At 57.4% G+C, this 22,908-nt stretch carries 23 protein-coding genes; 14 read left to right on the top strand and 9 right to left on the bottom strand.

The window, feature by feature from the left end:
* Positions 1–161: 161 nt before the first annotated feature.
* The 8 genes from aqpZ to AAE045_RS08960 all read left to right on the top strand — a co-directional run bounded on the left by aqpZ (position 162) and on the right by AAE045_RS08960 (position 10,238).
* On the top strand, positions 162–857 hold the full coding sequence (gene aqpZ / locus AAE045_RS08995) for an aquaporin Z (protein ID WP_455547415.1): 696 nt from the start codon (positions 162–164) through the stop codon (positions 855–857).
* 157 nt (positions 858–1,014) lie between these two features.
* Positions 1,015–1,914 carry a lysine exporter LysO family protein gene (locus AAE045_RS08990; RefSeq protein ID WP_455427573.1) on the top strand — a complete coding sequence of 300 codons (900 nt, stop codon included), beginning with the start codon at positions 1,015–1,017 and terminating at the stop codon, positions 1,912–1,914.
* 143 nt (positions 1,915–2,057) lie between these two features.
* Entirely contained in the window at positions 2,058–3,710 is a 1,653-nt protein-coding gene (gene hcp / locus AAE045_RS08985; protein WP_455547414.1) for a hydroxylamine reductase, read from the top strand.
* 9 nt (positions 3,711–3,719) lie between these two features.
* Entirely contained in the window at positions 3,720–4,688 is a 969-nt protein-coding gene (hcr, locus tag AAE045_RS08980; RefSeq protein ID WP_455547413.1) for an NADH oxidoreductase, read from the top strand.
* A gap of 102 nt (positions 4,689–4,790) precedes the next feature.
* Positions 4,791–6,512 (top strand): ubiquinone-dependent pyruvate dehydrogenase, encoded by a 1,722-nt coding sequence (gene poxB / locus AAE045_RS08975; RefSeq protein ID WP_455547412.1) that lies wholly within the window; start codon positions 4,791–4,793, stop codon positions 6,510–6,512.
* 139 nt (positions 6,513–6,651) lie between these two features.
* Positions 6,652–7,653 carry a low-specificity L-threonine aldolase gene (gene ltaE / locus AAE045_RS08970; RefSeq protein ID WP_455547411.1) on the top strand — a complete coding sequence of 334 codons (1,002 nt, stop codon included), beginning with the start codon at positions 6,652–6,654 and terminating at the stop codon, positions 7,651–7,653.
* 17 nt (positions 7,654–7,670) lie between these two features.
* Positions 7,671–9,122 (top strand): DUF2867 domain-containing protein, encoded by a 1,452-nt coding sequence (locus AAE045_RS08965; RefSeq protein WP_455547410.1) that lies wholly within the window; start codon positions 7,671–7,673, stop codon positions 9,120–9,122.
* A 99-nt stretch (positions 9,123–9,221) separates the two neighbouring features.
* Complete coding sequence (locus AAE045_RS08960; RefSeq protein WP_455547409.1) at positions 9,222–10,238, top strand: NAD-dependent epimerase/dehydratase family protein; 1,017 nt, start codon at positions 9,222–9,224, stop codon at positions 10,236–10,238.
* A gap of 2 nt (positions 10,239–10,240) precedes the next feature.
* Here the strand turns inward: AAE045_RS08960 and AAE045_RS08955 are convergent, their stop codons facing one another.
* Positions 10,241–11,086, bottom strand: coding sequence for an N-acetylmuramoyl-L-alanine amidase (locus tag AAE045_RS08955; protein ID WP_455547408.1), 846 nt, complete (start codon positions 11,084–11,086; stop codon positions 10,241–10,243).
* Positions 11,086–11,406: a heavy metal-binding domain-containing protein gene (locus tag AAE045_RS08950; RefSeq protein ID WP_455547407.1), complete on the bottom strand. Its 321-nt coding sequence runs from the start codon at positions 11,404–11,406 to the stop codon at positions 11,086–11,088. The genes AAE045_RS08955 and AAE045_RS08950 overlap by 1 nt, the downstream gene beginning before the upstream one ends.
* A 108-nt stretch (positions 11,407–11,514) precedes the next feature.
* Between AAE045_RS08950 and AAE045_RS08945 the strand changes: the two genes are divergently transcribed.
* From AAE045_RS08945 to artJ, 6 genes are all read left to right on the top strand, one after another.
* Positions 11,515–12,039 (top strand): lipoprotein, encoded by a 525-nt coding sequence (locus AAE045_RS08945; protein ID WP_455547406.1) that lies wholly within the window; start codon positions 11,515–11,517, stop codon positions 12,037–12,039.
* A gap of 227 nt (positions 12,040–12,266) precedes the next feature.
* The gene (gene artP / locus AAE045_RS08940) at positions 12,267–12,995 is read left to right on the top strand and encodes an arginine ABC transporter ATP-binding protein ArtP (RefSeq protein WP_455427564.1); all 729 of its coding nucleotides are present in this window, start codon (positions 12,267–12,269) and stop codon (positions 12,993–12,995) included.
* A 20-nt stretch (positions 12,996–13,015) separates the two neighbouring features.
* Complete coding sequence (artI, locus tag AAE045_RS08935; RefSeq protein ID WP_202302778.1) at positions 13,016–13,747, top strand: arginine ABC transporter substrate-binding protein ArtI; 732 nt, start codon at positions 13,016–13,018, stop codon at positions 13,745–13,747.
* A gap of 9 nt (positions 13,748–13,756) precedes the next feature.
* Complete coding sequence (gene artQ / locus AAE045_RS08930; RefSeq protein ID WP_455547405.1) at positions 13,757–14,473, top strand: arginine ABC transporter permease ArtQ; 717 nt, start codon at positions 13,757–13,759, stop codon at positions 14,471–14,473.
* Complete coding sequence (gene artM / locus AAE045_RS08925; protein ID WP_455427561.1) at positions 14,473–15,141, top strand: arginine ABC transporter permease ArtM; 669 nt, start codon at positions 14,473–14,475, stop codon at positions 15,139–15,141. The genes artQ and artM overlap by 1 nt, the downstream gene beginning before the upstream one ends.
* 153 nt (positions 15,142–15,294) lie before the next feature.
* Positions 15,295–16,026: an arginine ABC transporter substrate-binding protein ArtJ gene (artJ, locus tag AAE045_RS08920; RefSeq protein ID WP_455547404.1), complete on the top strand. Its 732-nt coding sequence runs from the start codon at positions 15,295–15,297 to the stop codon at positions 16,024–16,026.
* An 89-nt stretch (positions 16,027–16,115) separates the two neighbouring features.
* Here the strand turns inward: artJ and rlmC are convergent, their stop codons facing one another.
* The 7 genes from rlmC to AAE045_RS08885 all read right to left on the bottom strand — a co-directional run bounded on the left by rlmC (position 16,116) and on the right by AAE045_RS08885 (position 22,866).
* Positions 16,116–17,246 carry a 23S rRNA (uracil(747)-C(5))-methyltransferase RlmC gene (gene rlmC / locus AAE045_RS08915; protein ID WP_455547403.1) on the bottom strand — a complete coding sequence of 377 codons (1,131 nt, stop codon included), beginning with the start codon at positions 17,244–17,246 and terminating at the stop codon, positions 16,116–16,118.
* A gap of 45 nt (positions 17,247–17,291) precedes the next feature.
* Positions 17,292–17,780, bottom strand: a complete 489-nt coding sequence (locus AAE045_RS08910; RefSeq protein WP_455547402.1) for a YbjO family protein — start codon at positions 17,778–17,780, stop codon at positions 17,292–17,294.
* Between the two features lie 61 nt (positions 17,781–17,841).
* The gene (gene potI, locus AAE045_RS08905) at positions 17,842–18,687 is read right to left on the bottom strand and encodes a putrescine ABC transporter permease PotI (protein WP_455547401.1); all 846 of its coding nucleotides are present in this window, start codon (positions 18,685–18,687) and stop codon (positions 17,842–17,844) included.
* Entirely contained in the window at positions 18,684–19,637 is a 954-nt protein-coding gene (potH, locus tag AAE045_RS08900; protein ID WP_455547400.1) for a putrescine ABC transporter permease PotH, read from the bottom strand. Before potH ends, potI begins: the two co-directional genes overlap by 4 nt.
* Before the next feature lie 8 nt (positions 19,638–19,645).
* Entirely contained in the window at positions 19,646–20,779 is a 1,134-nt protein-coding gene (gene potG / locus AAE045_RS08895; RefSeq protein WP_455547399.1) for a putrescine ABC transporter ATP-binding subunit PotG, read from the bottom strand.
* 154 nt (positions 20,780–20,933) lie between these two features.
* Positions 20,934–22,043 carry a type 2 periplasmic-binding domain-containing protein gene (gene potF, locus AAE045_RS08890; protein WP_455427554.1) on the bottom strand — a complete coding sequence of 370 codons (1,110 nt, stop codon included), beginning with the start codon at positions 22,041–22,043 and terminating at the stop codon, positions 20,934–20,936.
* Positions 22,044–22,386: 343 nt separating this feature from the next.
* Positions 22,387–22,866 (bottom strand): YbjN domain-containing protein, encoded by a 480-nt coding sequence (locus tag AAE045_RS08885; RefSeq protein ID WP_202302795.1) that lies wholly within the window; start codon positions 22,864–22,866, stop codon positions 22,387–22,389.
* Between the last annotated feature and the right edge of the window lie 42 nt (positions 22,867–22,908).

Genomic DNA, 22,908 nt, shown 5'->3' with positions numbered 1-22,908 from the left:
AGTTGGATATATTACGCTGGCTCTGGATAGACGAATTCTTTAAAATTTCCAGGCATTTTTTTCGTCATATCCTTAATGACGGTAATAAAACAGCAATACAAGCAGGCGTTAATTTAGTAACGCAGGTTAGCTATTGTTGTTTTTTCAACACAGAGGTGGTTATGTTTAGAAAATTAGCAGCAGAGTTCTTTGGGACATTCTGGCTGGTATTCGGTGGCTGCGGCAGCGCGGTATTAGCAGCGGCCTATCCTGAACTGGGGATTGGTTTTGCTGGGGTGGCGCTGGCATTCGGTTTAACCGTGCTGACAATGGCGTATGCCGTTGGCCATATTTCCGGCGGTCATTTTAACCCGGCGGTAACTCTGGGCCTGTGGGCTGGCGGTCGCTTCCCGGCGAAAGAAGTGGTTGGTTATATTATTGCTCAGGTTATCGGCGGTATTGTTGCGGCGGGTATTCTCTATTTAATCGCCAGCGGCAAAGCTGGTTTTGATGTCGTAGCAAGCGGTTTTGCATCTAACGGCTACGGTGAGCACTCCCCTGATGGCTACAACATGCTGTCCGCCATTATTATCGAAATCGTATTAACCTGCGGCTTCTTAATTGTTATTCACGGCGCAACGGACAAATTTGCTCCGGCTGGTTTCGCACCTATCGCCATCGGCCTTGCGCTGACCCTGATTCACCTGATCAGCATTCCGGTCACCAACACCTCTGTTAACCCTGCACGCAGCACCGCAGTGGCTATCTTCCAGGGTGGCTGGGCGCTGCAGCAGCTGTGGCTGTTCTGGCTGATGCCAATTATCGGCGGTATCCTGGGTGGCCTTATCTATCGCCACCTGCTGGAAAAACGCAGCTAATCTGGTTTGATTCTCTGCAAAAGGTCTGACCCAGGTCAGGCCTTTTTTATTTGCCTCATGATGCATAAACATCCTGATATTGTGTGACTTTACTCACTTAACTTCTTTGGGTAGTGTGTAACCCGCCGTCATACCTATCGCAAGGACTCACCACCACATGTTTTCGGGATTGTTAATCATCTTAGTGCCGCTGATTGTCGGGTACCTTATTCCCCTGAAGCAAACCAGCCTCCTGAAGCTCATCAACCGCCTGCTGAGCTGGATTGTCTACGTCATCCTGTTTCTGATGGGGGTCAGCCTCGCCTTTCTGGACAACCTTGCCAGCAACCTGCTGGATATTTTTCATTATTCCGCCGTCAGCGTCATCGTCATTCTGCTGTGTAACGCCGCAGGCCTGCTGTGGCTCGAGCGCACCCTGCCCTGGCACCATAGCCACCAGCAGGAAAAGCTGCCGTCGCGCATTGCCATGGCGCTGGAATCCCTGAAGCTGTGCTTTGTTGTGGTAGCGGGCTTTTTACTGGGGCTGACCGGCTGGGCATTCCTGCAGCACGCCACCGAGGCCAGCGAGTACACCTTAATATTCCTGCTGCTGCTGGTCGGCGTGCAGCTGCGCAACAGCGGCATGACGCTGAAGCAGATCGTGCTTAACCGCCGGGGGATGATCATCGCGGTGGTCGTGGTCCTGAGTTCGATGGTGGCTGGGGTCATCAACGCCCTGATCCTTGGCCTGCCGATCAAAACCGGGCTGGCGATGGCCTCGGGCTTCGGCTGGTATTCGCTGTCCGGCATCCTGATGACCGAGTCCTACGGGCCGGTTATCGGTAGCGCAACCTTCTTCAACGATCTGATCCGCGAGCTGCTGGCCATCGTCCTGATCCCAGGGCTGGTGGCAAAAAGCCGTTCGACCGCGCTTGGCCTGTGCGGAGCAACATCCATGGACTTCACCCTGCCGGTACTGCAGCGCAGCGGCGGCCTGGAAATTGTGCCCGCCGCCATTGTGCATGGGTTTATCCTCAGCCTGCTCACTCCGCTGCTCATGGCCTTCTTCGCCTCCTGATACCCGGCTGGCGGCAGGCTCCTGCCGCCAACTTTGCGCTAAATCAATCTCTCGTCAGGTTCCGGCAAAAAACGCTTTTCTCCCGATCCCCGCAGGCATAACCTTAAACATGTATATTAAATATAACTTTAAAAGGTACGATCATGTTTTGTGTGCAATGTGAACAAACTATCCGCACCCCGGCGGGTAACGGCTGCGCCTACGCTCAGGGGATGTGTGGCAAAACCGCCGAAACTTCAGACCTGCAGGATCTGCTGATTGCCGCCCTTCAGGGCCTCTCGGCCTGGGCCGTTGCCGCACGAAACGTGGGCATTATCGACCACGAGGTTGACAGCTTCGCGCCGCGCGCCTTTTTCTCGACCCTTACTAACGTCAACTTCGACTCCCCTCGCATCGTTGGCTACGCCCGCGAAGCCATCGCGCTGCGCGGCAGCCTCAAGGCGCGCACGCTGGCGGTTAAGCCGGACGCTGTGGTCGACAATCCGATGGCGGATCTGCAGCTGGTCAGCAGCGATTTGGGCGAGCTCCAGCGCCAGGCGGCAGACTTTGCGCCGAACCGCGATAAAGCGGAAATCGGCGAAGACATTCTTGGCCTGCGCCTGCTGTGCCTGTACGGTCTGAAAGGCGCGGCGGCCTATATGGAACACGCCCACGTGCTGGGCCAGTATGACAACGATATCTACGGCCAGTACCACAAAATCATGGCGTGGCTCGGCACCTGGCCTGCGGACATGGGCGCGCTGCTCGACTGCTCCATGGAAATCGGCCAGATGAACTTCCAGGTGATGAGCATTCTCGACCAGGGCGAAACCACTAAATACGGCCACCCGACGCCGTCCCAGGTGAACGTTCGCCCGGTGGCGGGCAAATGCATTCTGATTTCCGGTCACGATCTTAAAGATCTCTACAACCTGCTGGAGCAGACCGAAGGCACCGGCGTTAACGTCTTCACCCACGGTGAGATGCTGCCCGCCCATGGCTACCCGGAACTGCGTAAATTCAAACACCTGGTGGGTAACTACGGCAGCGGCTGGCAGAATCAGCAGAGCGAATTCGCCCGCTTCCCCGGGCCGGTAGTGATGACCTCAAACTGCATTATTAACCCGGAAGTCGGCTCCTATACCGACCGCATCTGGACGCGCAGCATCGTCGGCTGGCCGGGCGTCAGCCATCTCGAAGGGGACGATTTCGCCCCGGTGATTGCCCAGGCGCAGCAGATGGCGGGCTTCCCGTACAGCGAAATTGAACATCTGATCACCGTCGGCTTTGGCCGCCAGACTCTGCTGGGCGCGGCCGACACGCTGATTGATTTAGTCAGCCGCGAAAAGCTGCGCCACATCTTCCTGGTTGGCGGCTGCGACGGCGAACGCGGCGAGCGCAGCTACTTCACGGATTTTGCCACCAGCGTGCCGAAAGACTGCCTGATCCTGACCCTTGCCTGCGGCAAATACCGCTTCAACAAGCTCGACTTCGGCGACATTGAAGGGCTGCCGCGCCTGGTGGATGCGGGCCAGTGCAACGATGCCTACTCGGCGATTATTCTGGCGGTCACCCTCGCAGAGAAGCTCGGCTGCGGCGTTAACGACCTGCCGCTGAGCCTGGTGCTCTCCTGGTTCGAACAAAAGGCGATTGTTATTCTGCTGACCCTGCTGTCGCTGGGCGTCACCAACATCGTCACCGGGCCGACCGCGCCGGGCTTCCTGACGCCAAACCTGCTGGCGGTTCTCAACGAGAAGTTTGGCCTGCGCGCCATCACCACCGTTGAGCAGGACATCAAAGAGCTGATGAGCGCATAAGGAGCCGCCATGACTATGCCTACGCCGCTGTGCCCGTACCGCATGCAGGTGCATCACATTCATCAGGAAACGCCGGACGTCTGGACGCTGTCGTTAATCAACCACGACTTCTACCCTTACCGGGCCGGGCAGTACGCGTTAGTAAGTATTCGCAACAGCGATGAAACGGTGCGCGCGTATACCCTTTCCTCGACGCCGGGCCTCAGCCCGTTTGTGACGCTGACCGTACGCCGCATCGAAGGGGGTGCAGGCTCAGGCTGGCTGACTCAGGAAGTGAAAGTGGGTGATTACTTATGGCTGTCGGAGGGCCAGGGGGAGTTCACCTGCGAGCCGCTAACTACCGACCGCTATCTGCTGATGGCCGCAGGCTGCGGGGTGACGCCGGTTATGTCGATGCGCCGCTGGCTGGCAAAACATCGCCCGCAGGCGGACGTGCAGGTGATTTATAACGTGCGTTCCCCGGAGGACGTCATCTTTGCCGACGAGTGGCGTCACTATCCGGTTACCCTAGTGGCCGAAAATAATGCGGCACACGGCTTCATCGCCGGACGCTTAACGCGTGAGCTTCTTGCCGCCGTTCCCGATATCGCCTCCCGCACGGTCATGACCTGCGGCCCTGCACCTTATATGGATCTGGTTGAAAAAGAGGTGAAGGCGCTGGGCGTGACTGCGTTTTATCAGGAGAAATTCTTCACTCCCGTGGCCGCACCCGCTGAGAGTGGTCTGAAATTTACCACCCTTAAACCGATGCGTGAGTTCTACGCTCCGGCTGGCACCACGCTGCTGGCCGCGCTGGAAAGCAACAGCGTGCCGGTAAATGCCGCCTGCCGCGCGGGCGTATGCGGCAGCTGCAAAACCAGGGTCGAGTCCGGCGATTACACGGTCAGCAGCACCATGACGCTCACCGAAGCCGAAATCGCCAGCGGCTACGTTCTGGCCTGCTCCTGCCATCCACAAAGTGATTTAGTCCTCGCCTGATCTTCATCATGCCACCCGTCACGGGTGGCACTTTCTGCACGGTCACCTCCTTTTCATTGACTAAGCTTGTTAACGGTAACTGAATCGTGACAAGGAGAAACGATGAAACAGAACGTAGCCACCTATCTGACAAAAACACTCGAAAGCGCGGGTGTGAAACGCATCTGGGGCGTCACCGGGGATTCCCTCAACGGCATCAGCGATAGCCTTAACAAGATGGGCACCATTGAATGGATGCCGACGCGTCATGAAGAAGTTGCTGCCTTTGCCGCAGGCGCAGAAGCCCATATTACGGGCGAACTGGCGGTCTGCGCCGGATCGTGCGGCCCGGGCAACCTGCACTTAATTAACGGCCTTTTCGACTGCCACCGCAACCGCGTGCCGGTGCTGGCTATCGCCGCCCATATTCCCTCAAGCGAAATCGGCAGCGGCTACTTCCAGGAAACGCACCCTGAAGAGCTGTTCCGCGAATGCAGCCACTACTGCGAACTGGTGTCATCCCCGGAACAAATCCCGCAGGTGCTGGCCATTGCCATGCGTAAAGCCGTGCTCAACCGTGGCGTTTCCGTAGTGGTTATTCCGGGCGACGTGGCGTTAAAACCCGCCCCTGAAACCGCCAGCACCCACTGGTACCCTGCACCGCAGCCGGTGACCGTGCCTGCCCATCAGGAGCTGCAAAAGCTCGCCCAGCTCTTACGCTATAACGACAATATTGCGCTGATGTGCGGCAGCGGCTGCGCGGGCGCGCACGAAGAGTTAATCCAGTTTGCCGCCACGCTAAAAGCGCCGATCGTTCACGCCCTGCGCGGCAAAGAGCACGTCGAGTATGACAATCCTTATGATGTCGGCATGACCGGGCTGATCGGCTTCTCCTCCGGCTTCCACACCATGATGAACGCCGACACGCTGATCCTGCTCGGCACCCAGTTCCCGTATCGCGCCTTCTACCCAACGGATGCGAAAATTATTCAGATTGATATCAACCCCGGCAGCATCGGGGCGCACAGCAAGGTGGATATGGCGCTGGTTGGCGATATTAAAGCCACGCTCGCGGCGCTCCTCCCGCTGCTGGAAGAGAAAACCGACCGCAGCTTCCTTGATAAGGCGCTGGATAACTATCGTGAAGCGCGCGAAGGGCTGGACGAGCTGGCCAAACCCGGCGATGGCAAACTTATTCATCCCCAGTACGTCGCCCAGCAAATCAGCAAGTACGCCGATGAGGACGCGATTTTCACCTGCGACGTGGGCACGCCGACCGTCTGGGCCGCGCGCTATCTGAAAATGAACGGCAGGCGCCGTCTGCTCGGCTCCTTTACCCACGGCTCCATGGCGAACGCGATGCCGCAGGCGCTTGGGGCGAAAGCCACCGCGCCGGACCGCCAGGTAGTCGCCATGTGCGGCGACGGCGGATTCAGCATGCTGATGGGTGATTTTCTTTCCGTGGTGCAGATGAAGCTGCCGATCAAAATCGTCGTCTTTAACAACAGCGTGCTTGGCTTTGTGGCGATGGAAATGAAGGCCGGTGGCTATCTGACGGACGGCACCGATCTGCACAGCACCAACTTCGCGAATATCGCCAACGCCTGCGGCATCACCGGCATCAGGGTTGAAGATCCGGCCGAGCTGGATAGCGCCTTACAGCGCGCCTTCAGCATTGACGGCCCGGTGCTGGTAGACGTCGTGGTCGCCAAAGACGAACTCGCTATTCCACCGCAGATCAAACTCGAACAGGCTAAAGGTTTCAGCCTTTATATGCTGCGCGCCATCATCAGCGGACGGGGAGATGAGGTGCTGGAGCTGGCGAAAACCAACTGGTTCCGGTAAAACATAGGGTTACTGTGGATATAGATAAGTGCTGTAGGGTGGATTAGCGTAAGCGCCGTCCACCTATACCACACAAAATCCTGCGGCGGATAACACTTAGCTATCCGCCCTATATTATTAACTTTTTCAGGAATCTACCGTGATAGATCTGCGCAGCGACACCGTAACCCGCCCTTCCAGTGCCATGCTCGAACGTATGATGGCCGCGCCAACCGGCGATGACGTCTACGGTGATGACCCGACGGTCAACGAACTGCAGGCGTATGCCGCGAAAATCAGCGGTAAAGAAGCCGCTCTGTTTTTGCCAACCGGCACGCAGGCCAACCTCGTTGCCCTGCTCAGCCACTGCGAGCGCGGCGAGGAGTATATCGTCGGTCAGCTGGCGCATAATTATCTCTACGAGGCTGGCGGTGCCGCCGTACTGGGCAGCATCCAGCCTCAGCCCATCGAGGCCAATCAGGACGGCACGCTGCCGCTGGATAAAGTCGCGGCAAAAATCAAACCGGACGACATCCACTTCGCCCGCACAAAGTTACTTAGCCTTGAAAATACCCACAACGGCAAGGTGCTGCCACGCGAATATTTCCAGCAGGCGTGGGAATTCACCCGCAACCACAACCTGGCATTGCACATCGATGGCGCGCGTATTTTTAACGCCGTGGTTGAGTATGGCTGCACGCTGGAAGAAGTTGTGCGCTACTGCGACTCCTTCACCATTTGCCTGTCAAAAGGCCTCGGAACGCCGGTGGGTTCACTGCTCGTGGGCAGCCACGACTACATAAAGCGCGCTATTCGCTGGCGTAAAATGGTTGGCGGCGGGATGCGCCAGGCGGGAATTCTGGCGGCGGCAGGGCTGTACGCACTGGAGAATAACGTCCAGCGGCTGAAAGAAGACCATGCCAACGCCCACTGGCTGGCAGGTGAGCTGCGTGAAATCGGCGTCGACGTCAGCCGCCAGGATACCAATATGGTCTTCGTGCGCGTACCGGCGGAAGAAGCCCAAAGCCTCGGCAAGTTTATGCGCGAGCGCGGCGTGCTGATGAGCGCGGGACCCGTGACCCGTCTTGTCACCCACATTGATGTCAGCCGCGAGCAGCTCGCCGAAGTGGTTAACCACTGGCGCGCCTTCGCACAACGCTGAAAAGGGAGTCAGGGAAGATGACGCAGCCGCAAAAAATTCTCGTACTTGGCGCAAGCGGGTACATTGGGCAACATCTGGTGCCGAAGCTGGTTGAGGCAGGGCATCAGGTTGTGGCCGCTGCCCGCCGCGTGGAGTGGCTGAAGAAGCAGCGATGGCCGGGCGTCGAGTGCCGCCACGTGGATTTACAGTGGCCACACCACCTCCCCGAGCTGCTCGCGGGCGTGGATACCCTCTACTATCTGGTGCACAGCATGGGCGACGGGCCGGACTTCGTGGCCCATGAACGGCAGGCGGCGCTAAATCTACGCGACGCGCTCGCCGGGCAGCCCGTAAAACAGATTATCTTCTTAAGCTCGCTCCAGGCGCCCGACGGCGATCAAAGCTCTGACCACCTGCGCGCCCGCCAGCTTACAGCGGATATCCTGCGGGATTCCGGGGTGCCGCTTACCGAACTGCGCGCCGGAATTATCATCGGCGCTGGTTCAGCGGCCTTTGAAGTGATGCGCGACATGGTCTATAACCTGCCTGTCCTGACGCCGCCGCGCTGGGTGCGCTCGCGAACTACCCCCATCGCGCTGGAAAATCTTCTTTATTACCTGGTAACGCTGTTAAAGCATCCTTCGCCGGAAAACAGGCTGTTTGAGGCCGCCGGGCCGGAGGTGCTCAGCTACCAGCAGCAGTTTGAAAAGTTCATGGCGATCGGCGGACGCCGCCGCCCTTTGATCCCGGTGCCGCTGCCCACCAGCTGGATCTCCGTCTGGTTTCTGAATGTGATCACCTCCGTGCCGCCAACGACCGCGAAGGCGCTGATCCAGGGGCTTAAGCACGATCTGCTGGCGGACGATCGTGAGCTGCGAGAGCTGATCCCGCAGCGGCTCATCTCATTCGACGACGCGGTGCGCGCAACCCTTGCCGACGAGCATAAATTAGCCAATTCCCAGGACTGGGGATACGACGCCCAGGCCTACGCCCGCTGGCGTCCCGAGTACGGCTTCTTCCCGAAGCAGGCGGGCTGCACCGAAGAAACCAGCGCCAGCCTTGCGGCCGTCTGGGAAGTGGTAAACCAACTGGGGGGCAAAGAGGGCTATTTCTTTGGCAACGCGCTCTGGAAAACCCGCGCGTTTATGGATTTGCTGATTGGCCACCGGCTGGCGAAGGGCCGCCCGGCTAACCCGATGCTTGAGGTCGGCGATACGGTGGACAGCTGGAAAGTCATTATTGTCGAACCGCAGAAGGAGCTGGCGCTGCTGTTCGGCATGAAGGCGCCGGGGCTTGGCAGGCTGACTTTCACGCTGAATGATAAAGGCGATAAGCGAACGCTGGACGTCAGGGCATGGTGGCATCCGCACGGCACCGCCGGGCTGTTCTACTGGCTCGTGATGATCCCCGCCCACCTGTTCATTTTTAAGGGAATGGCGCGGAGAATTGTAAAATTAGCCGAACAATCTTCGCACAAAGGCCATCGTTAGTTCTTATTCTTACTACTCTTACTCTTTTATTCATTGCAAGCGCTGCCGTTTCACGGAAAAATGCGCAGCGTTAATCTCAATCAAAATGAGTTGGTCGACATGAAGGTACTGGTCACGGGCGCCACCAGCGGTTTAGGCCGAAACGCGGTCGAATATCTGCGGGCCAAAGGCATCAGCGTGCGGGCCACGGGCCGCAACGAGGCCATGGGCAAGCTGCTGCAAAAAATGGGCGCAGAGTTTGTCCATGCCGACCTGACGGAGCTCGTCTCCTCGCAGGCGAAAGTGATGCTGGCTGATGTCGACACGCTCTGGCACTGCTCGAGCTTTACCTCGCCGTGGGGAACCCAGCAGGCCTTTGACCTGGCTAACGTGCGCGCCACGCGCCGCCTGGGCGAATGGGCCGTGGCCTGGGGCGTGCGCAACTTCATTCACATCTCCTCCCCGTCGCTCTATTTTGATTACCACCACCACCGCAACATCAGCGAGGATTTTCGCCCGGTCCGCTTCGCCAACGAATTCGCCCGCAGCAAAGCCGCCAGCGAAGAGGTGATCCAGCTGCTGTCGCAGGCCAACCCGCACACGCGCTTCACTATTTTGCGTCCGCAAAGCCTGTTCGGCCCGCACGATAAAGTTTTCTTCCCGCGCCTGGTGCAGATGATGCGCCACTATGGCAGCGTACTGCTGCCGCGTGGGGGAGACGCGCTGGTAGATATGACGTATCTGGAAAATGCCGTACATGCGATGTGGCTGGCAACCGGTCAGGATAACCTGCCGTCGGGGCGAGCCTACAACATCACCAACATGGAAGCGCGCCCGCTGCGCACCATCGTACAGAAGCTGATTGATGAGCTGGATATTGAGTGCCGTATTCGCTCCGTGCCCTACCCGATGCTGGATATCATCGCTCGCGGCATGGAAAAATTTGGCAATAAAGAGTCCCGTGAACCGGCGCTGACGCACTACGGGGTCTCTAAGCTGAACTTCGATTTAACGCTGGATACGACAAGGGCAGAAACGGAGCTGGGTTACCAGCCCGTCGTCTCCCTGGATGAAGGTATTCGCCGTACCGCGCTGTGGCTGAAAGACCACGGTACGCTGCACCGTCATAAGGGCTGATCTCAGCCCTGCCCGTATTTCTCCAGCAGCGCCTCGGCAATCGCCTGACTTTGCGCATCCGCCACGCCGTTATACAGCGCCGGGCGGAAATGCATCTGGAAGGCGCTAATCACCCTACGCTGCTCTGCCTTCGTCATTCCCCTGTTCACCTGATAACCATAGCGCGACAGTAAATCCAGCAGGCTTGCGGTATCCACCGGGGAGTACGGATCCCGCCCGTTCAGATAAAAGGCTACGCGTGCTGCATCCGGCCAGGCGCCGATGCCCTTTTCCGCCAGCTGCTGCCAGGGGAAGAGAGGACCCGGATCCACCTTGCGCTGGGGAGCGATATCACCATGCGCCACCACGTTCTGCGGGGCGATGTGATAGCGCGCGATAATGTCTTTCGCCAGCTTTTCCAGCACCTCGACCTGCGGGGCGTTAAACGGGTAAAACTGTTTTACCCTGCCGTGGCGCGTAAACCCCGTGTTTTCCAGCTCAATACCAATAGAGGTATCGTTGATGCGCGTAGCGCCCCGCCAGAAGCTGACGCCTGCATGCCAGGCCAGCTCGCTTTCGGGTACCAGCTGCCAGATAACCGGCTTGCCGCCGGACAGCGGAGGCGTGTCGGGAATCAGATAGTGCGAACTGACATTGGCACCGGTAAGCGTGCTCAACGAACTCTGGAAATCATCGGCAGTATAGTGAATAACCAACGCTTTCACGCGGGGATATGCCGCCTGCGCCCGACGGCTGGCGTCGATTTTATAGCTGCCCTTATCGACGATGACCTTTTCGACGCTCTCCTTGTTGCTGGCGCAGCCCGCCAGCAGCAGGGCGACCAGCAGCGCGGCAATACGGCTTTTCATCAGCGGGTTTTCACTGCGGTGCCGGTAATGCTGACCATCAGCATGCTGCTGTCTTTACCCACGGTTTCGTAATCGATATCTATACCGACGACGGCATTGGCCCCCAGGCTTTCGGCCTGCTCCTGAAGTTCGCGAAACGCGATTTCACGCGCTTTACGCAGCTCTTTTTCGTAGGCACCAGAGCGGCCCCCCACGATATCGCGCACGCCCGCAAAGAAATCTCTGAAAATATTGGCCCCCAGAATAGCCTCCCCGGTGACCACTCCGCAGTATTCCGTGATGTTCTGCCCTTCCAGGGTCGGGGTTGTCGTAAATTGCATTACCTTCTCCTCTCTTTGGATCAATATCTTAGCGCACGGCCTGCCACGCATTTTGACAGCGATACGCTATGCTAAGGTAGACCTCCAGCTAAAAATAAGGAAATAAAAATGCGCAGCTCCGTTTTGGTTCTTCTGCCGTGCGCCATGCTTCTCTCGGCCTGTACGACGGTGACTCCTGCTTACAAAGACATTGGCACCCGCAGCGGCTCGTGCATTGAGGGCGGCCCGGATACCGTGGCGCAGAAGTTTTATGACTACCAGATTGCCCATAAAGCGCAGGGTACCGCCGCGCTGACCGGGATGCGTCCGTACCTCAGCGATGCCCTCGCTCAGGACCTGCAGAAAGCCAGCGCCTCCCCGAATGCGCAAAATGCCTTTATGCGCGGCAATATCTTCTCCAGCAGCGCGGACGGGGCTGACACGGCTGACGTCGCTTCTGCCTCCACCATTCCGAACACCGATGCACGCAACATTCCGCTGCGCGTGAACCTGAGCAAAGGTAGCGTTAACTGGCAGGATGAAGTGCTGATGATCCGCGAAGGCCAGTGCTGGGCCGTGGACGACGTGCGTTATCTGGGCAACAACAGCCATGCGCCTTCCGGCACCCTCCGCCAGGCCATTGAAACCAACTGATCGACACGCCGCCGCATCTGAAAAGGGGTTAAATTCATAACCCCTATAAATAGTCTGGAGTTTATGCATAACGCCGACATTTATTCTTACCCCCATCGCGCCCCGCTATTTTGTGCTACTTTTAAGTGTAGATCCCGGTTGTTTTTAAGTTTTCACGCACAAAGATTGCATAACTATTCTGTTAAAGGTAATCTTTGCGGCCTCAATTGCTATGTAACCCGCAACGAATGAGCATTCAACTAAACGGCATAAACTGCTTTTACGGCGCGCATCAGGCGCTGTTCGATATCACCCTTGAGTGCCCGCATGGCGAAACGCTGGTGCTGCTTGGGCCAAGCGGAGCGGGCAAAAGCTCGCTGCTGCGCGTACTTAACCTGCTTGAGATGCCGAAATCCGGCCAGCTCAACATTGCGGGTAATCATTTCGACTTCGTGAAAGCGCCCGGCGATAAGGCGATTCGCGAACTGCGTCAGAACGTCGGCATGGTGTTCCAGCAGTACAACCTGTGGCCGCACCTGACCGTGGTGCAGAACCTGATCGAAGCGCCCTGCCGCGTGCTGGGGTTAAGCAAAGATCGGGCGCGCGCCCGTGCCGATAAGCTTCTCGAACGCCTGCGCCTGAAACCGTACATGGATCGCTATCCGCTGCACCTGTCAGGTGGTCAACAGCAGCGCGTGGCGATTGCCCGTGCGCTGATGATGGAGCCGCAGATCCTGCTGTTTGATGAGCCAACCGCCGCGCTCGATCCCGAGATCACCGCGCAGATCGTCAGCATCATTCGCGAACTGGCAGAAACCAACATTACTCAGGTCATTGTTACGCACGAAGTGGAAGTGGCGCGTAAAACCGCCAGCCGCGTGGTGTATATGGAAAATGGCCATATCGTGGAACAGGGCGACGCGAGCTGCTTTGCTAATCCACAGACCGATGCGTTTAAATTCTATTTATCACACTGATGTTGAACGGGAAAATGACAATGAAAAAAGTTCTGCTTGCCACATTGCTTGCCGGTTTGAGCCTGAGCGCCACGGCGGCACAAACCATTCGTTTTGCCACCGAAGCGTCTTACCCTCCGTTTGAATCCATGGACGCCAGCAACAAAATCGTTGGTTTCGATGTCGATCTGGCTAACGCCCTGTGTAAAGAGATGGAGGCGACCTGCACCTTCTCTAACCAGTCTTTTGACAGCCTGATCCCAAGCCTGAAATTCCGCCGTATCGACGCGGTCATGGCCGGTATGGACATCACGCCTGAGCGTGAAAAGCAGGTGCTGTTCAGCAGCCCGTACTATGACAACTCCGCGCTCTTCGTGGGCCAGAAAGGCAAAGTTGCCGATATCGCCGCCCTGAAAGGCAAGAAAGTTGGCGTGCAGAACGGCACCACGCATCAGAAGTTCATCATGGATAAACATCCGGAAATCACCACCGTCCCTTACGACAGCTACCAGAACGCGAAGCTGGATCTGCAAAATGGGCGTATTGATGCGGTATTCGGCGACACGGCAGTAGTGACCGAATGGCTGAAAGCCGAGCCGAAACTGGCACCTATTGGTGACAAAGTGACGGATAAGGGCTACTTCGGCACCGGTCTGGGCATCGCGGTTCGTCAGGGCAACACTGACCTGCAGGCGAAGTTCAACACCGCCCTCGCCAAAGTGAAGCAGGATGGGACCTACGAGACCATCTACAAAAAATGGTTCCAGAAGTAAGCCGCCTGAATGAACGAAATTTTTCCATTAGCAAGCGCCGCCGGGATGACCGTCGGCCTTGCCGTTTGTGCACTGATCATCGGCCTTGCGCTGGCGATGATCTTTGCCGTCTGGGAGTCCGCCAGCTGGCGTCCCGTAGCATGGGTCGGCTCCGCGCTGGTCACCGTGCTGCGCGGGCTGCCTGAAATTCTGGTCGTCCTCTTTATCTACTTCGGCTCTTCTCAGCTGCTGCTGACCCTGTCGGACGGCTTTACCCTGAACCTTGGGTTTGCCGAAATTCCCGTTCAGATGCAGATCGAGAACTTCGACGTCAGCCCGTTCCTGTGTGGCGTTATCGCCCTCTCCCTGCTCTATTCCGCCTACGCTTCGCAGACGCTGCGCGGCGCGTTAAAAGCGGTGCCCGTCGGGCAGTGGGAATCCGGCCAGGCGCTGGGGCTGTCGAAAGTCGCTATCTTCTTCCGCCTGGTGATGCCGCAGATGTGGCGTCACGCGCTCCCCGGCCTGGGAAACCAGTGGCTGGTGCTGCTGAAGGATACCGCGCTGGTGTCACTTATCAGCGTGAACGACCTGATGCTGCAAACCAAAAGTATTGCGACCCGTACCCAGGAGCCGTTTACCTGGTACGTGATTGCCGCCGCTATCTACCTGGTGATTACCCTGCTCAGCCAGTACATCCTTAAGCGTATCGATCTGCGCGCCACTCGCTTTGAAAGGAGACCGGGCTGATGCTTGAGTATTTACCGGAGCTGATGAAAGGGCTGCACACCAGCCTGACGCTGACCGCTGCCTCCATCGTGGTGGCGCTGATTCTGGCGCTGATTTTCACCATTATCCTGACGCTGAAAACGCCGGTGCTGGTGTATATCGTCCGTGCGTATATCACACTGTTCACCGGCACGCCGCTGCTGGTGCAGATCTTCCTGATTTACTACGGGCCGGGCCAGTTCCCTTCGATTCAGAACTACCCGGCGCTGTGGCACCTGCTCTCCGAGCCGTGGCTGTGCGCGCTGATTGCCCTGTCGCTGAACAGCGCCGCCTACACCACGCAGCTGTTCTATGGTGCGATTCGCGCCATCCCGGAAGGCCAGTGGCAGTCCTGCGGCGCGCTGGGGATGAGCAAGAAAGACACGCTGGCGATTTTGCTGCCTTATGCATTTAAGCGCGCCCTCTCTTCCTACTCTAACGAAGTGGTGCTGGTGTTCAAAAGTACCTCTCTGGCCTACACCATTACGCTGATGGAAGTGATGGGCTACGGCCAGCTGCTGTATGGCCGTACCTACGACGTCATGGTGTTTGGCGCAGCGGGGCTGGTCTATCTGGTGGTCAACGGTATTCTGACGCTGCTGATGCGGCTGATAGAACGCCGGGCGCTGGCGTTTGAACGGCGAAGTTAAACGGTGAAATAAGGCGGGGGCTTCCCCGCCTTTTTATTATTCCGGTGAATATAAATATACAATTTTATTGCATATAAATTCACATGCTGGCAAAGTTATCTGACGTCGGGAAACGACGATTTCATAACAACACGACAGACGGGAGCAGCACCTATGAAGAAGTTATTTTTGGCCGCCATGTTCGCAACAACCGCATTCAGCGCCGCCGCCGCAGATAAAATCAGCTTCGGTTCCTCGGCGACCTATCCACCTTTTGAATCGCTGGACGCCAGCAGCCAGATCGTCGGGTTTGATATCGATCTCGCCAAAGCATTATGCAAACAGATGCAGGCCGACTGTACCTTTACCAACCACGCCTTCGACAGCCTCATCCCGTCGCTGAAGTTCCGCAAGTACGATGCCGTTATTTCGGGTATGGACATTACCCCCGAGCGCAGCAAGCAGGTTGCCTTCACCGATCCGTATTACGCCAACTCCGCCGTGGTTATTGCCAAAAAAGGCGCGTTTAAGTCGCTGGATGAGCTGAAGGGCAAGCGTATCGGGATGGAGAACGGCACCACGCACCAGAAATACCTTCAGGATAAGCACCCGGAGATTAAAACCGTCTCTTATGACAGCTACCAGAACGCGATTATCGATCTGAAAAATGGCCGTCTTGACGGGGTGTTCGGCGATACCGCCGTGGTCAACGAGTGGCTGAAAACCAATCCGCAGCTGGGCACGGTGGGCGAGCACGTTACCGACCCGCAGTACTTCGGCACCGGCCTGGGCATTGCGGTGCGTCCGGATAATAAGGCTCTGTTGAAAAAACTGAATGACGCGCTGGCGGCCATTAAAGCCGACGGAACGTACCAGAAGATCAGCCAGCAGTGGTTCCCGCAGTAAAAATTAGCTAACGGCGGATGACGCGCTGCTCATCCGCCTTCAAAACATAAGTCGGATAAGCGTAGCGCCATCCGGCATCTGCAGAACATTCAGGCTACCTTCACCAGCAGCACCAATACTTCGTAGTGCGCGGTATGCGGGAACATATCGAAGAGCTGCACGCGCTCAACCCGGTAGCCGGAAAGCGAGGCGATATCCCGGGCCATGGTCTGAGCATTACAGCTTGAATAGATGATGTGCTGGGGGGCCATATTGTTGAGGAAGTAGCACAGCGCCTGACCAATGCCGCGACGCGGCGGATTCACCAGCACCAGGTCTGGCATGTCGCTCTGCTCTGTCGCGAACCGGGTAGAGTCCAGAGCCTGAAAATGAATGTCTTTTAGCCCCAGCCTGTCCGCCGACTGGCGCGCGCTGGCGATAGCCTCCGGCGAAATTTCAATCCCCGTCAGCTTCATCTCAGGCGTTGCGCAGTGCAGGCCAAAGCCGCCCACGCCGCAGAACAGATCCCACATGTGCTTTACCGGCAGCGCACTGACCCAGTCGCGGGCCGTCGCATACAGCGAGGCGGCTACCGTCGGGTTGGTCTGGAAGAAGCTTTGCGGACGGATATACAGCGGCACGCCGTTGAAGCGCTCTTCAAGCGCCCGCTGTTCGCTTAACGGTATCTCCTGCTCTCCTTCCATAATTGCCATATGCACCGGCTGGATATTCGCGGAGATAACCTTCAGCTGTGGAAGCTGCTGTTGCAGCCACGGCAGCGCGGCGCGCAGCTGCTCAAGCTTGGCTTCGGAGCGCAGGACAAAGCGCAGCATCAGGCCGCCGTCCAGCTGGCTTTCCGTCAGCAGCAGATACTTCAGCTCGCCGCGCTTGCGCGAGACGTTGTAAGGCGTCAGCCCGGCGCGGGCAATAAAAGGTTTAAGCGCGGTAAATACGGCCTGGAAAGAGGCGGGATAAAGCGGACAGTCGGTTAAGTCTTCAGGCGTGCCGTCGCGATGCAGCATGCCCAGCAGCGGTTTTTCCACGCTGCCGCTGACGACCATTTTGGCTTTATTACGAAACGCTTGCTCAGGACCGCTGACCGGATCACACCACCCTTTAACCGCCGTATCCTTCAGCAATAGCTGAAGATCGTTCATCTTCGCGGTGAGCTGATCGGTGACCGGCTGTTCAATCCACTGGCAGGAACGGCAGCGACCGGCCTGATAAAGCGCGCAATGCATAATGAAATCCTGAAACGGAGGAGCGCAGAGTGTACCACCACGCGCTTACTGAAGTTTGAAAAAAAGCCTGCTGCGAGAGGGAACAAAAAGCAGGAAAAGCACCAGCAGGTCCGGCAGCTTCTGGGTCATCAGGGAGCGAAAAATCTCGCGCTTTGACTCACCGGGAATACTGAACAGTTCGGGATAGCCCCAGCCCAGGGAAGCGGTCCACAGGTAGCCGACCGAAATCACCTGCGTAGCCAGAAACAGCCAGCGTCCCCAGCTGCGGCCTTTCAGAATCACGAACGCGCAGCGCACCTCGACGCACAGCATCACCAGGCTGCCGAAGAAAATCAGCGTCAGCGGCCAGGTCTGCACGCTGCGGTGAACAAAATCCAGTATGCCCCGCACGCCGAGCAGGTTTAGCAGCATCAGCAGGTCCAGCAGCCGGGTCGAAAGAATAGCGATAGCCGCCACTGCGACAAGCGTAGGGACGTTTAATTTGGCCTGGTTATTACGTCGGTTCCTGAAAATTTGCTTAACCTCGCGTTCCATACGACACAGTGCCGCAAAACGGCGGCACTGGAGGCAATAATGATTACAGATTTTAAGCGTTTCAGCTACGCCTTGCACGCTGGATATCGCGCAGCCGCTGCTTTTCTGCTCGCGCCATAAACCACCATGCTATTAGCCCTATTATACCGACAACGCCAAGAATAATTGAGGCCAGAGCATTTATTTCTGGATTAACGCCCATGCGCACGCTGGAAAATACCAGCATCGGCAGCGTTGTCGCGCCGGGCCCCGAGACGAAACTCGCAATCACTAAATCGTCCAGCGAGAGCGTAAAGGCCAGCAGCCAGCCGGAGATAATCGCCGGGGCGATCATCGGTACGGTGATGACAAAGAAGACTTTTAGCGGCGTCGCCCCCAGATCCATGGCCGCCTCTTCGATTGAGCGATCGAGCTCTCTCAGGCGCGAGCTGATAACCACGGCAACATAGGCGGTACAGAACGTCACGTGCGCAAGCCAGATAGTCAGCATGCCGCGGTCGCTCGGCCAGCCGATAGCGTGCCCCAGCGCCACAAAAAGCAGCAGCAAAGACAGGCCGGTGATGACGTCCGGCATAACCAGCGGCGCGGTAAGCATAAAAGCAAAGCCCGTCGATCCCCGGAAAGTACCAAAGCGAACCATCACCACGGCGGCTATGGTCCCCAGCACCACGGCCATAGTGGCCGCCGCCGCCGCTATCGTCAGGCTTAGCCCCACGGCGTTCATCATTGCGGAGTCCTGGAACAGCGCCACGTACCAGCGGGTGGACCAGCCTGCCCAGACCGTCACCAGCTTTGAGCTGTTGAACGAATAGACAACCAGCATCAGCATCGGCGCATACAGGAAGGTAAAGCCGATAATCAGGATCAGAATGCGCCACGGAGAGCGCACAACCGGCAGGTTATTCATGCGTGATCCCCCGTCATTTTATTCTGGTACTTGTGGAACCACATGATCGGCACGATCAGCAGCAGCAGCATGACAATGGCGACGCCCGAAGCCACCGGCCAGTCGCGGTTATTAAAGAACTCCTGCCACAGGACGCGGCCAATCATAATGCTGTCCGGCCCGCCGAGCAGCTCCGGGATGACAAATTCCCCTACCGCAGGAATAAACACCAGCATCGACCCGGCGATAATTCCGCCTTTGGTCAGCGGCACGATGACGCTGAAAAATGTCTTAAGCGGGCGGGCCCCTAAATCCATAGAAGCCTCCACCAGCGAATAGTCGATGCGCGTCAGCGCGGTGTAAATCGGCAGCACCATAAACGGCAGATAGGCATAGACGATGCCGATATACACCGCGAGATTGGTATGCAGAATGGTCAGCGGCTGATCGATAACCCCCAGCCATATCAGCACGTTGTTCAGCACACCGTTGTTTTTCAGAATGCCCATCCAGGCGTAAACGCGGATCAGAAACGACGTCCACGAAGGCAGGATCACCAGCAGCAGCAGGATATTCCGCGTAGAGGGCTTGCTGTGCGCTATCGCCCAGGCGAGCGGATAGCCCATCGCCAGGCAGCAAAGCGTTGAGATACCGGCAACCTGAAGCGACTGCAAATACGCCTCCGCGTAGAGCGGATCGTCCGTCAGCTGGAAGTAGTTGGCAAAGTTCAGGGCTATCTCGAGCCGATCGTCCGCCCAGGTCGCCAAATCCGTGTACGGCGGTATGGCGCGCGCCATCTCGGCAAAGCTGATTTTAAAAACGATGAGAAACGGCAGCATAAACAGCAGGATCAGCCACAGGTACGGCAGGGCTATCACCAGCTTGCGGCCATGCTTCATCTGCATGCGCGCAAGCCAGGCTTTAAACCCGCTGGCGGGCGGCATGGCCGGACGTTCGGTAATCAGACTCATGGTGCCCCCTAAACCGTCAGAACCACGCAGCTGTCCGCGTCCCAGCACAGGCGGACTTCATCGCCCCAGGTCGGCGCGCCTTTGCGGAAGCGGCGATCGTTCTGCATCTGTGAGCTGATCATCTGCCCGCTTTTCAGGCGCACGTGATAAATCGAGAGATCGCCCAGGTAGGCAATGTGCACCACTTCGCCCACCGCAAAGTTGAAGCCGTCCGCGGGCGGCTCGTCGCAGAGCATGACCTTCTCAGGGCGCAGCGCGACGTACACCGGCACGTTGTCGACCACGGACGTATCCGGATCTACTTTCAGCGGGTGGATTAACCCCGGGCTGTCTATCACCAGACCGTCTGCTTCACGGGATTTCAGCAGCCCCTCAAAGACGTTTACCGAGCCGATAAACTCGGCGCTGTAACGGGTCGACGGGTGCTCGTAAATCTCTTCCGGCTCGCCGATTTGCACGAACTTGCCGCGGTTCATAATGGCGATACGGCCGGCCATGGTCATCGCTTCTTCCTGATCGTGCGTCACCATAACGCAGGTCGCCCCGACGCGCTCGAGGATATCCACCACCTCCAGCTGCATGCGGTCACGCAATTTTTTATCCAGCGCGCCCATAGGCTCATCAAGCAGCAGAAGCTTCGGGCGCTTCGCCAGGCTTCGCGCCAGGGCCACGCGCTGCCGCTGGCCGCCGGAAAGCTGGTGGGGCTTACGTCTGGCAAACTCCTGCATATGCACCAGGGCAAGCATCTCCTGCACGCGCTGGGTGATTTCCGCCTTCGGCAGCTTGTCCTGCTTCAGGCCAAAGGCAATGTTCTGCTCAACGGTCATGTGCGGGAACAGCGCGTAGGACTGAAACATCATATTGATTGGCCGCTGGTAAGGCGGCACGTGGGAGAGATCCACGCCGTCCAGCATAATTTGCCCGGCGCTGGGCGGCTCGAAACCCGCCAGCATGCGCAGCAGCGTCGACTTGCCGCAGCCGGATGGCCCGAGCAGCGCAAAAATTTCGCCTTTATAAATGGTCAGGCTGACGTCGTCCACGGCGTGCTGCCCGTCGAAAGACCTGGTCAGGTTGCGGATTTCCAGCAGCGGCTTGAGCGCCCTGCGCGTCTTCGCCTGCGGGCGGGGAATTGCGTCGTTCAATTATGTTGCTCTCCGGCAAAAGCAGATAAGGGTACGGCCCGGTTGCCGTACTAATGACGCGACGCGAGCCGAAGCCCGCGCCCGTATTGGGGCAGCCGCACCATCAGGGTGCAGCCCCCCGTTGCAAACCGCGCTAAGTGGTTAGCAGATTTACTTATTTCCCGGTCTTAACTTTAGTCCACGAACGGGTGATCACGCGGTCGACTTTCGGCGAAAGAACGGATTGTGTGAAGAGCTTCGCACGGACGTCCGCAGGAGGATAAATGCCCGGGTTGTCCCGCACTTCCGCGTTCAGCAAAGGCGTGGCCTCTTTGTTCGCGTTCGCGTAATAGACGTGGTTGCTGATATTGGCCACCACGTCCGGCTTCATAAGGTAGTTAAGGAACTGATACGCCTCTTCTTTATTCTTCGCGTCGGCTGGCATCGCGAACATATCGAAGTAGACCATCGCCCCCTCCTTCGGAATGGTATAAGCAATATCCACGCCATTTTTTGCCTCTTTCGCCCGGTTAGCCGCCTGCAGGATGTCGCCGGACCAGCCAATCGCCACGCAGATGTCGCCGTTCGCCAGATCGTTGATGTACTGGGAGGAGTGGAAGTAGCGGATAAACGGACGCAGCTTCATCAGCAGGTCGTTCGCCGCTCCGGTGTAATCTTTCGGATCGGAACTGTTGGGATCTTTACCCAGGTAGTGCAGCACGCTGGCGTAGATTTCGCTTGGCGCGTCAAGGAACGACACGCCGCAGCTTTTCAGCTTTTCCAGATTTTCCGGCTTGTAGACAAGGTCCCAGCTGTTTACCGGCGCGTCTTTACCCAGCGCGGCCTTCACCTTTTCGACGTTATAGCCAATGCCGGTGGTGACCATCATATAAGGGATGCCGTACTTGTTATCGCGATCGTTCTGCGCCACCAGCTTGAGCATTTCCGGATCGAGATTTTTATAGTTTGGCAGCTTGCTTTTATCGAGCGGCTGGAAGATCCCGGCCTGCGCCTGGCGCTCGAGGAACTGCGACGAAGGCACCACGAGATCGTACCCGGTGCTGCCTGCCATAAGCTTGCCTTCCAGCACCTCGTTGGAATCGAAAACGTCATAAACGACCTTGATGCCGGTCTCTTTGGTGAAGTTTGCCAGCGTGTCCGGCGCAATATAGTCGGACCAGTTGTAAACGTGCAGCGTCTTTTGCTCTGCCGCAGACGAGGTGGCAGAAACCGCCATCAGCGCACCGGCGACCAAAGCCGACAACCATTTTTTATTGGCGAGCATATCTCATTCCTTCTGAATAAAAGTTATCAGGCGTGACCTTCCCACGCTGCGTGCCATGCAAGAATCATGCATCTCTATGCAAACTGTAGTAAAAAAAGGACGACGAACCCCGTCGACGTTGCACGTTTGTGACAGCCCCGCAAGAATAACTGTAGCCCGCGTGAGCGAACAGTGAGCAGAGAAAAAAACGTCATTTATCGATTTTTGAAGGATATGTGGTCTATGAGATCCCCCGGAGGGGCGGCAGTACCAGAGGATAGTGCTGTAGAGAGTGCTTTATGGCAGGATAAAAAATCGTTGAACGCAGCGAGCCTGGCAGCCACTGCGCCTGACGATGCAACGTTTAGTGCAGGAAGTGAGCCTGCGTGGTTATGCCAACCGGCTCTTCCTCTTCCGCGATAAACAGCAGCTGATTTGCGCACGCTTCGAGGATAACCATCGAGATCTGCTCTTCGCTCTGCTTCACGAAGGCGGCAAACTGCTCGCGGGTAATGCCGACCGAAGCCTGCAGAGACTGGCAAACCACCAGCTTCGGCAGGTTATCGTCCTGCACGTCGAGAAAGGCCTTCACGGTCAGGGAGCTGGCGTTGATGGAGGAGAGGTCGGAAGCCAGCGGCAGCAGCGCGGAGGGCTTCACTTCGGCAAGCGCCGAGAACAGCACGATATTATCCACCAGGTCGATTTTGGCATCGTAAACCCCATCGAAATTCTGCATATGCGGCAGATGCAGCGCCTGGCAGGTATCGCACTCGAAAATAGTCACGCCGATCTCATCGAGCCAGCGGCGTAAGATGTCCAGCGTCGGGACAACGAGTGAATCCATAAATGCAGATGCCTCTTAGAGATGGTGAAAGTCGCGCCATAG

The organism is Dryocola clanedunensis (genome assembly GCF_038405435.1).
In the GTDB taxonomy this organism is placed as follows: Bacteria; Pseudomonadota; Gammaproteobacteria; order Enterobacterales; family Enterobacteriaceae; genus Dryocola; species Dryocola clanedunensis_A.
The sequence above is the reverse complement of the archived record's forward strand: the minus strand, read 5'-3'. Positions and strand labels throughout refer to the sequence as shown.

Coding starts and splice junctions, on each gene's coding strand:
- aqpZ (WP_455547415.1), top strand. CDS start 162: ATGTTTAGAAAATTAGCAGCAGAGTTCTTTGGGACATTCTGGCTGGTA.
- AAE045_RS08990 (WP_455427573.1), top strand. CDS start 1,015: ATGTTTTCGGGATTGTTAATCATCTTAGTGCCGCTGATTGTCGGGTAC.
- hcp (WP_455547414.1), top strand. CDS start 2,058: ATGTTTTGTGTGCAATGTGAACAAACTATCCGCACCCCGGCGGGTAAC.
- hcr (WP_455547413.1), top strand. CDS start 3,720: ATGACTATGCCTACGCCGCTGTGCCCGTACCGCATGCAGGTGCATCAC.
- poxB (WP_455547412.1), top strand. CDS start 4,791: ATGAAACAGAACGTAGCCACCTATCTGACAAAAACACTCGAAAGCGCG.
- AAE045_RS08965 (WP_455547410.1), top strand. CDS start 7,671: ATGACGCAGCCGCAAAAAATTCTCGTACTTGGCGCAAGCGGGTACATT.
- AAE045_RS08960 (WP_455547409.1), top strand. CDS start 9,222: ATGAAGGTACTGGTCACGGGCGCCACCAGCGGTTTAGGCCGAAACGCG.
- AAE045_RS08955 (WP_455547408.1), bottom strand. CDS start 11,086: ATGAAAAGCCGTATTGCCGCGCTGCTGGTCGCCCTGCTGCTGGCGGGC.
- AAE045_RS08950 (WP_455547407.1), bottom strand. CDS start 11,406: ATGCAATTTACGACAACCCCGACCCTGGAAGGGCAGAACATCACGGAA.
- AAE045_RS08945 (WP_455547406.1), top strand. CDS start 11,515: ATGCGCAGCTCCGTTTTGGTTCTTCTGCCGTGCGCCATGCTTCTCTCG.
- artP (WP_455427564.1), top strand. CDS start 12,267: ATGAGCATTCAACTAAACGGCATAAACTGCTTTTACGGCGCGCATCAG.
- artI (WP_202302778.1), top strand. CDS start 13,016: ATGAAAAAAGTTCTGCTTGCCACATTGCTTGCCGGTTTGAGCCTGAGC.
- artQ (WP_455547405.1), top strand. CDS start 13,757: ATGAACGAAATTTTTCCATTAGCAAGCGCCGCCGGGATGACCGTCGGC.
- artM (WP_455427561.1), top strand. CDS start 14,473: ATGCTTGAGTATTTACCGGAGCTGATGAAAGGGCTGCACACCAGCCTG.
- artJ (WP_455547404.1), top strand. CDS start 15,295: ATGAAGAAGTTATTTTTGGCCGCCATGTTCGCAACAACCGCATTCAGC.
- rlmC (WP_455547403.1), bottom strand. CDS start 17,246: ATGCATTGCGCGCTTTATCAGGCCGGTCGCTGCCGTTCCTGCCAGTGG.
- AAE045_RS08910 (WP_455547402.1), bottom strand. CDS start 17,780: ATGGAACGCGAGGTTAAGCAAATTTTCAGGAACCGACGTAATAACCAG.
- potI (WP_455547401.1), bottom strand. CDS start 18,687: ATGAATAACCTGCCGGTTGTGCGCTCTCCGTGGCGCATTCTGATCCTG.
- potH (WP_455547400.1), bottom strand. CDS start 19,637: ATGAGTCTGATTACCGAACGTCCGGCCATGCCGCCCGCCAGCGGGTTT.
- potF (WP_455427554.1), bottom strand. CDS start 22,043: ATGCTCGCCAATAAAAAATGGTTGTCGGCTTTGGTCGCCGGTGCGCTG.
- AAE045_RS08885 (WP_202302795.1), bottom strand. CDS start 22,866: ATGGATTCACTCGTTGTCCCGACGCTGGACATCTTACGCCGCTGGCTC.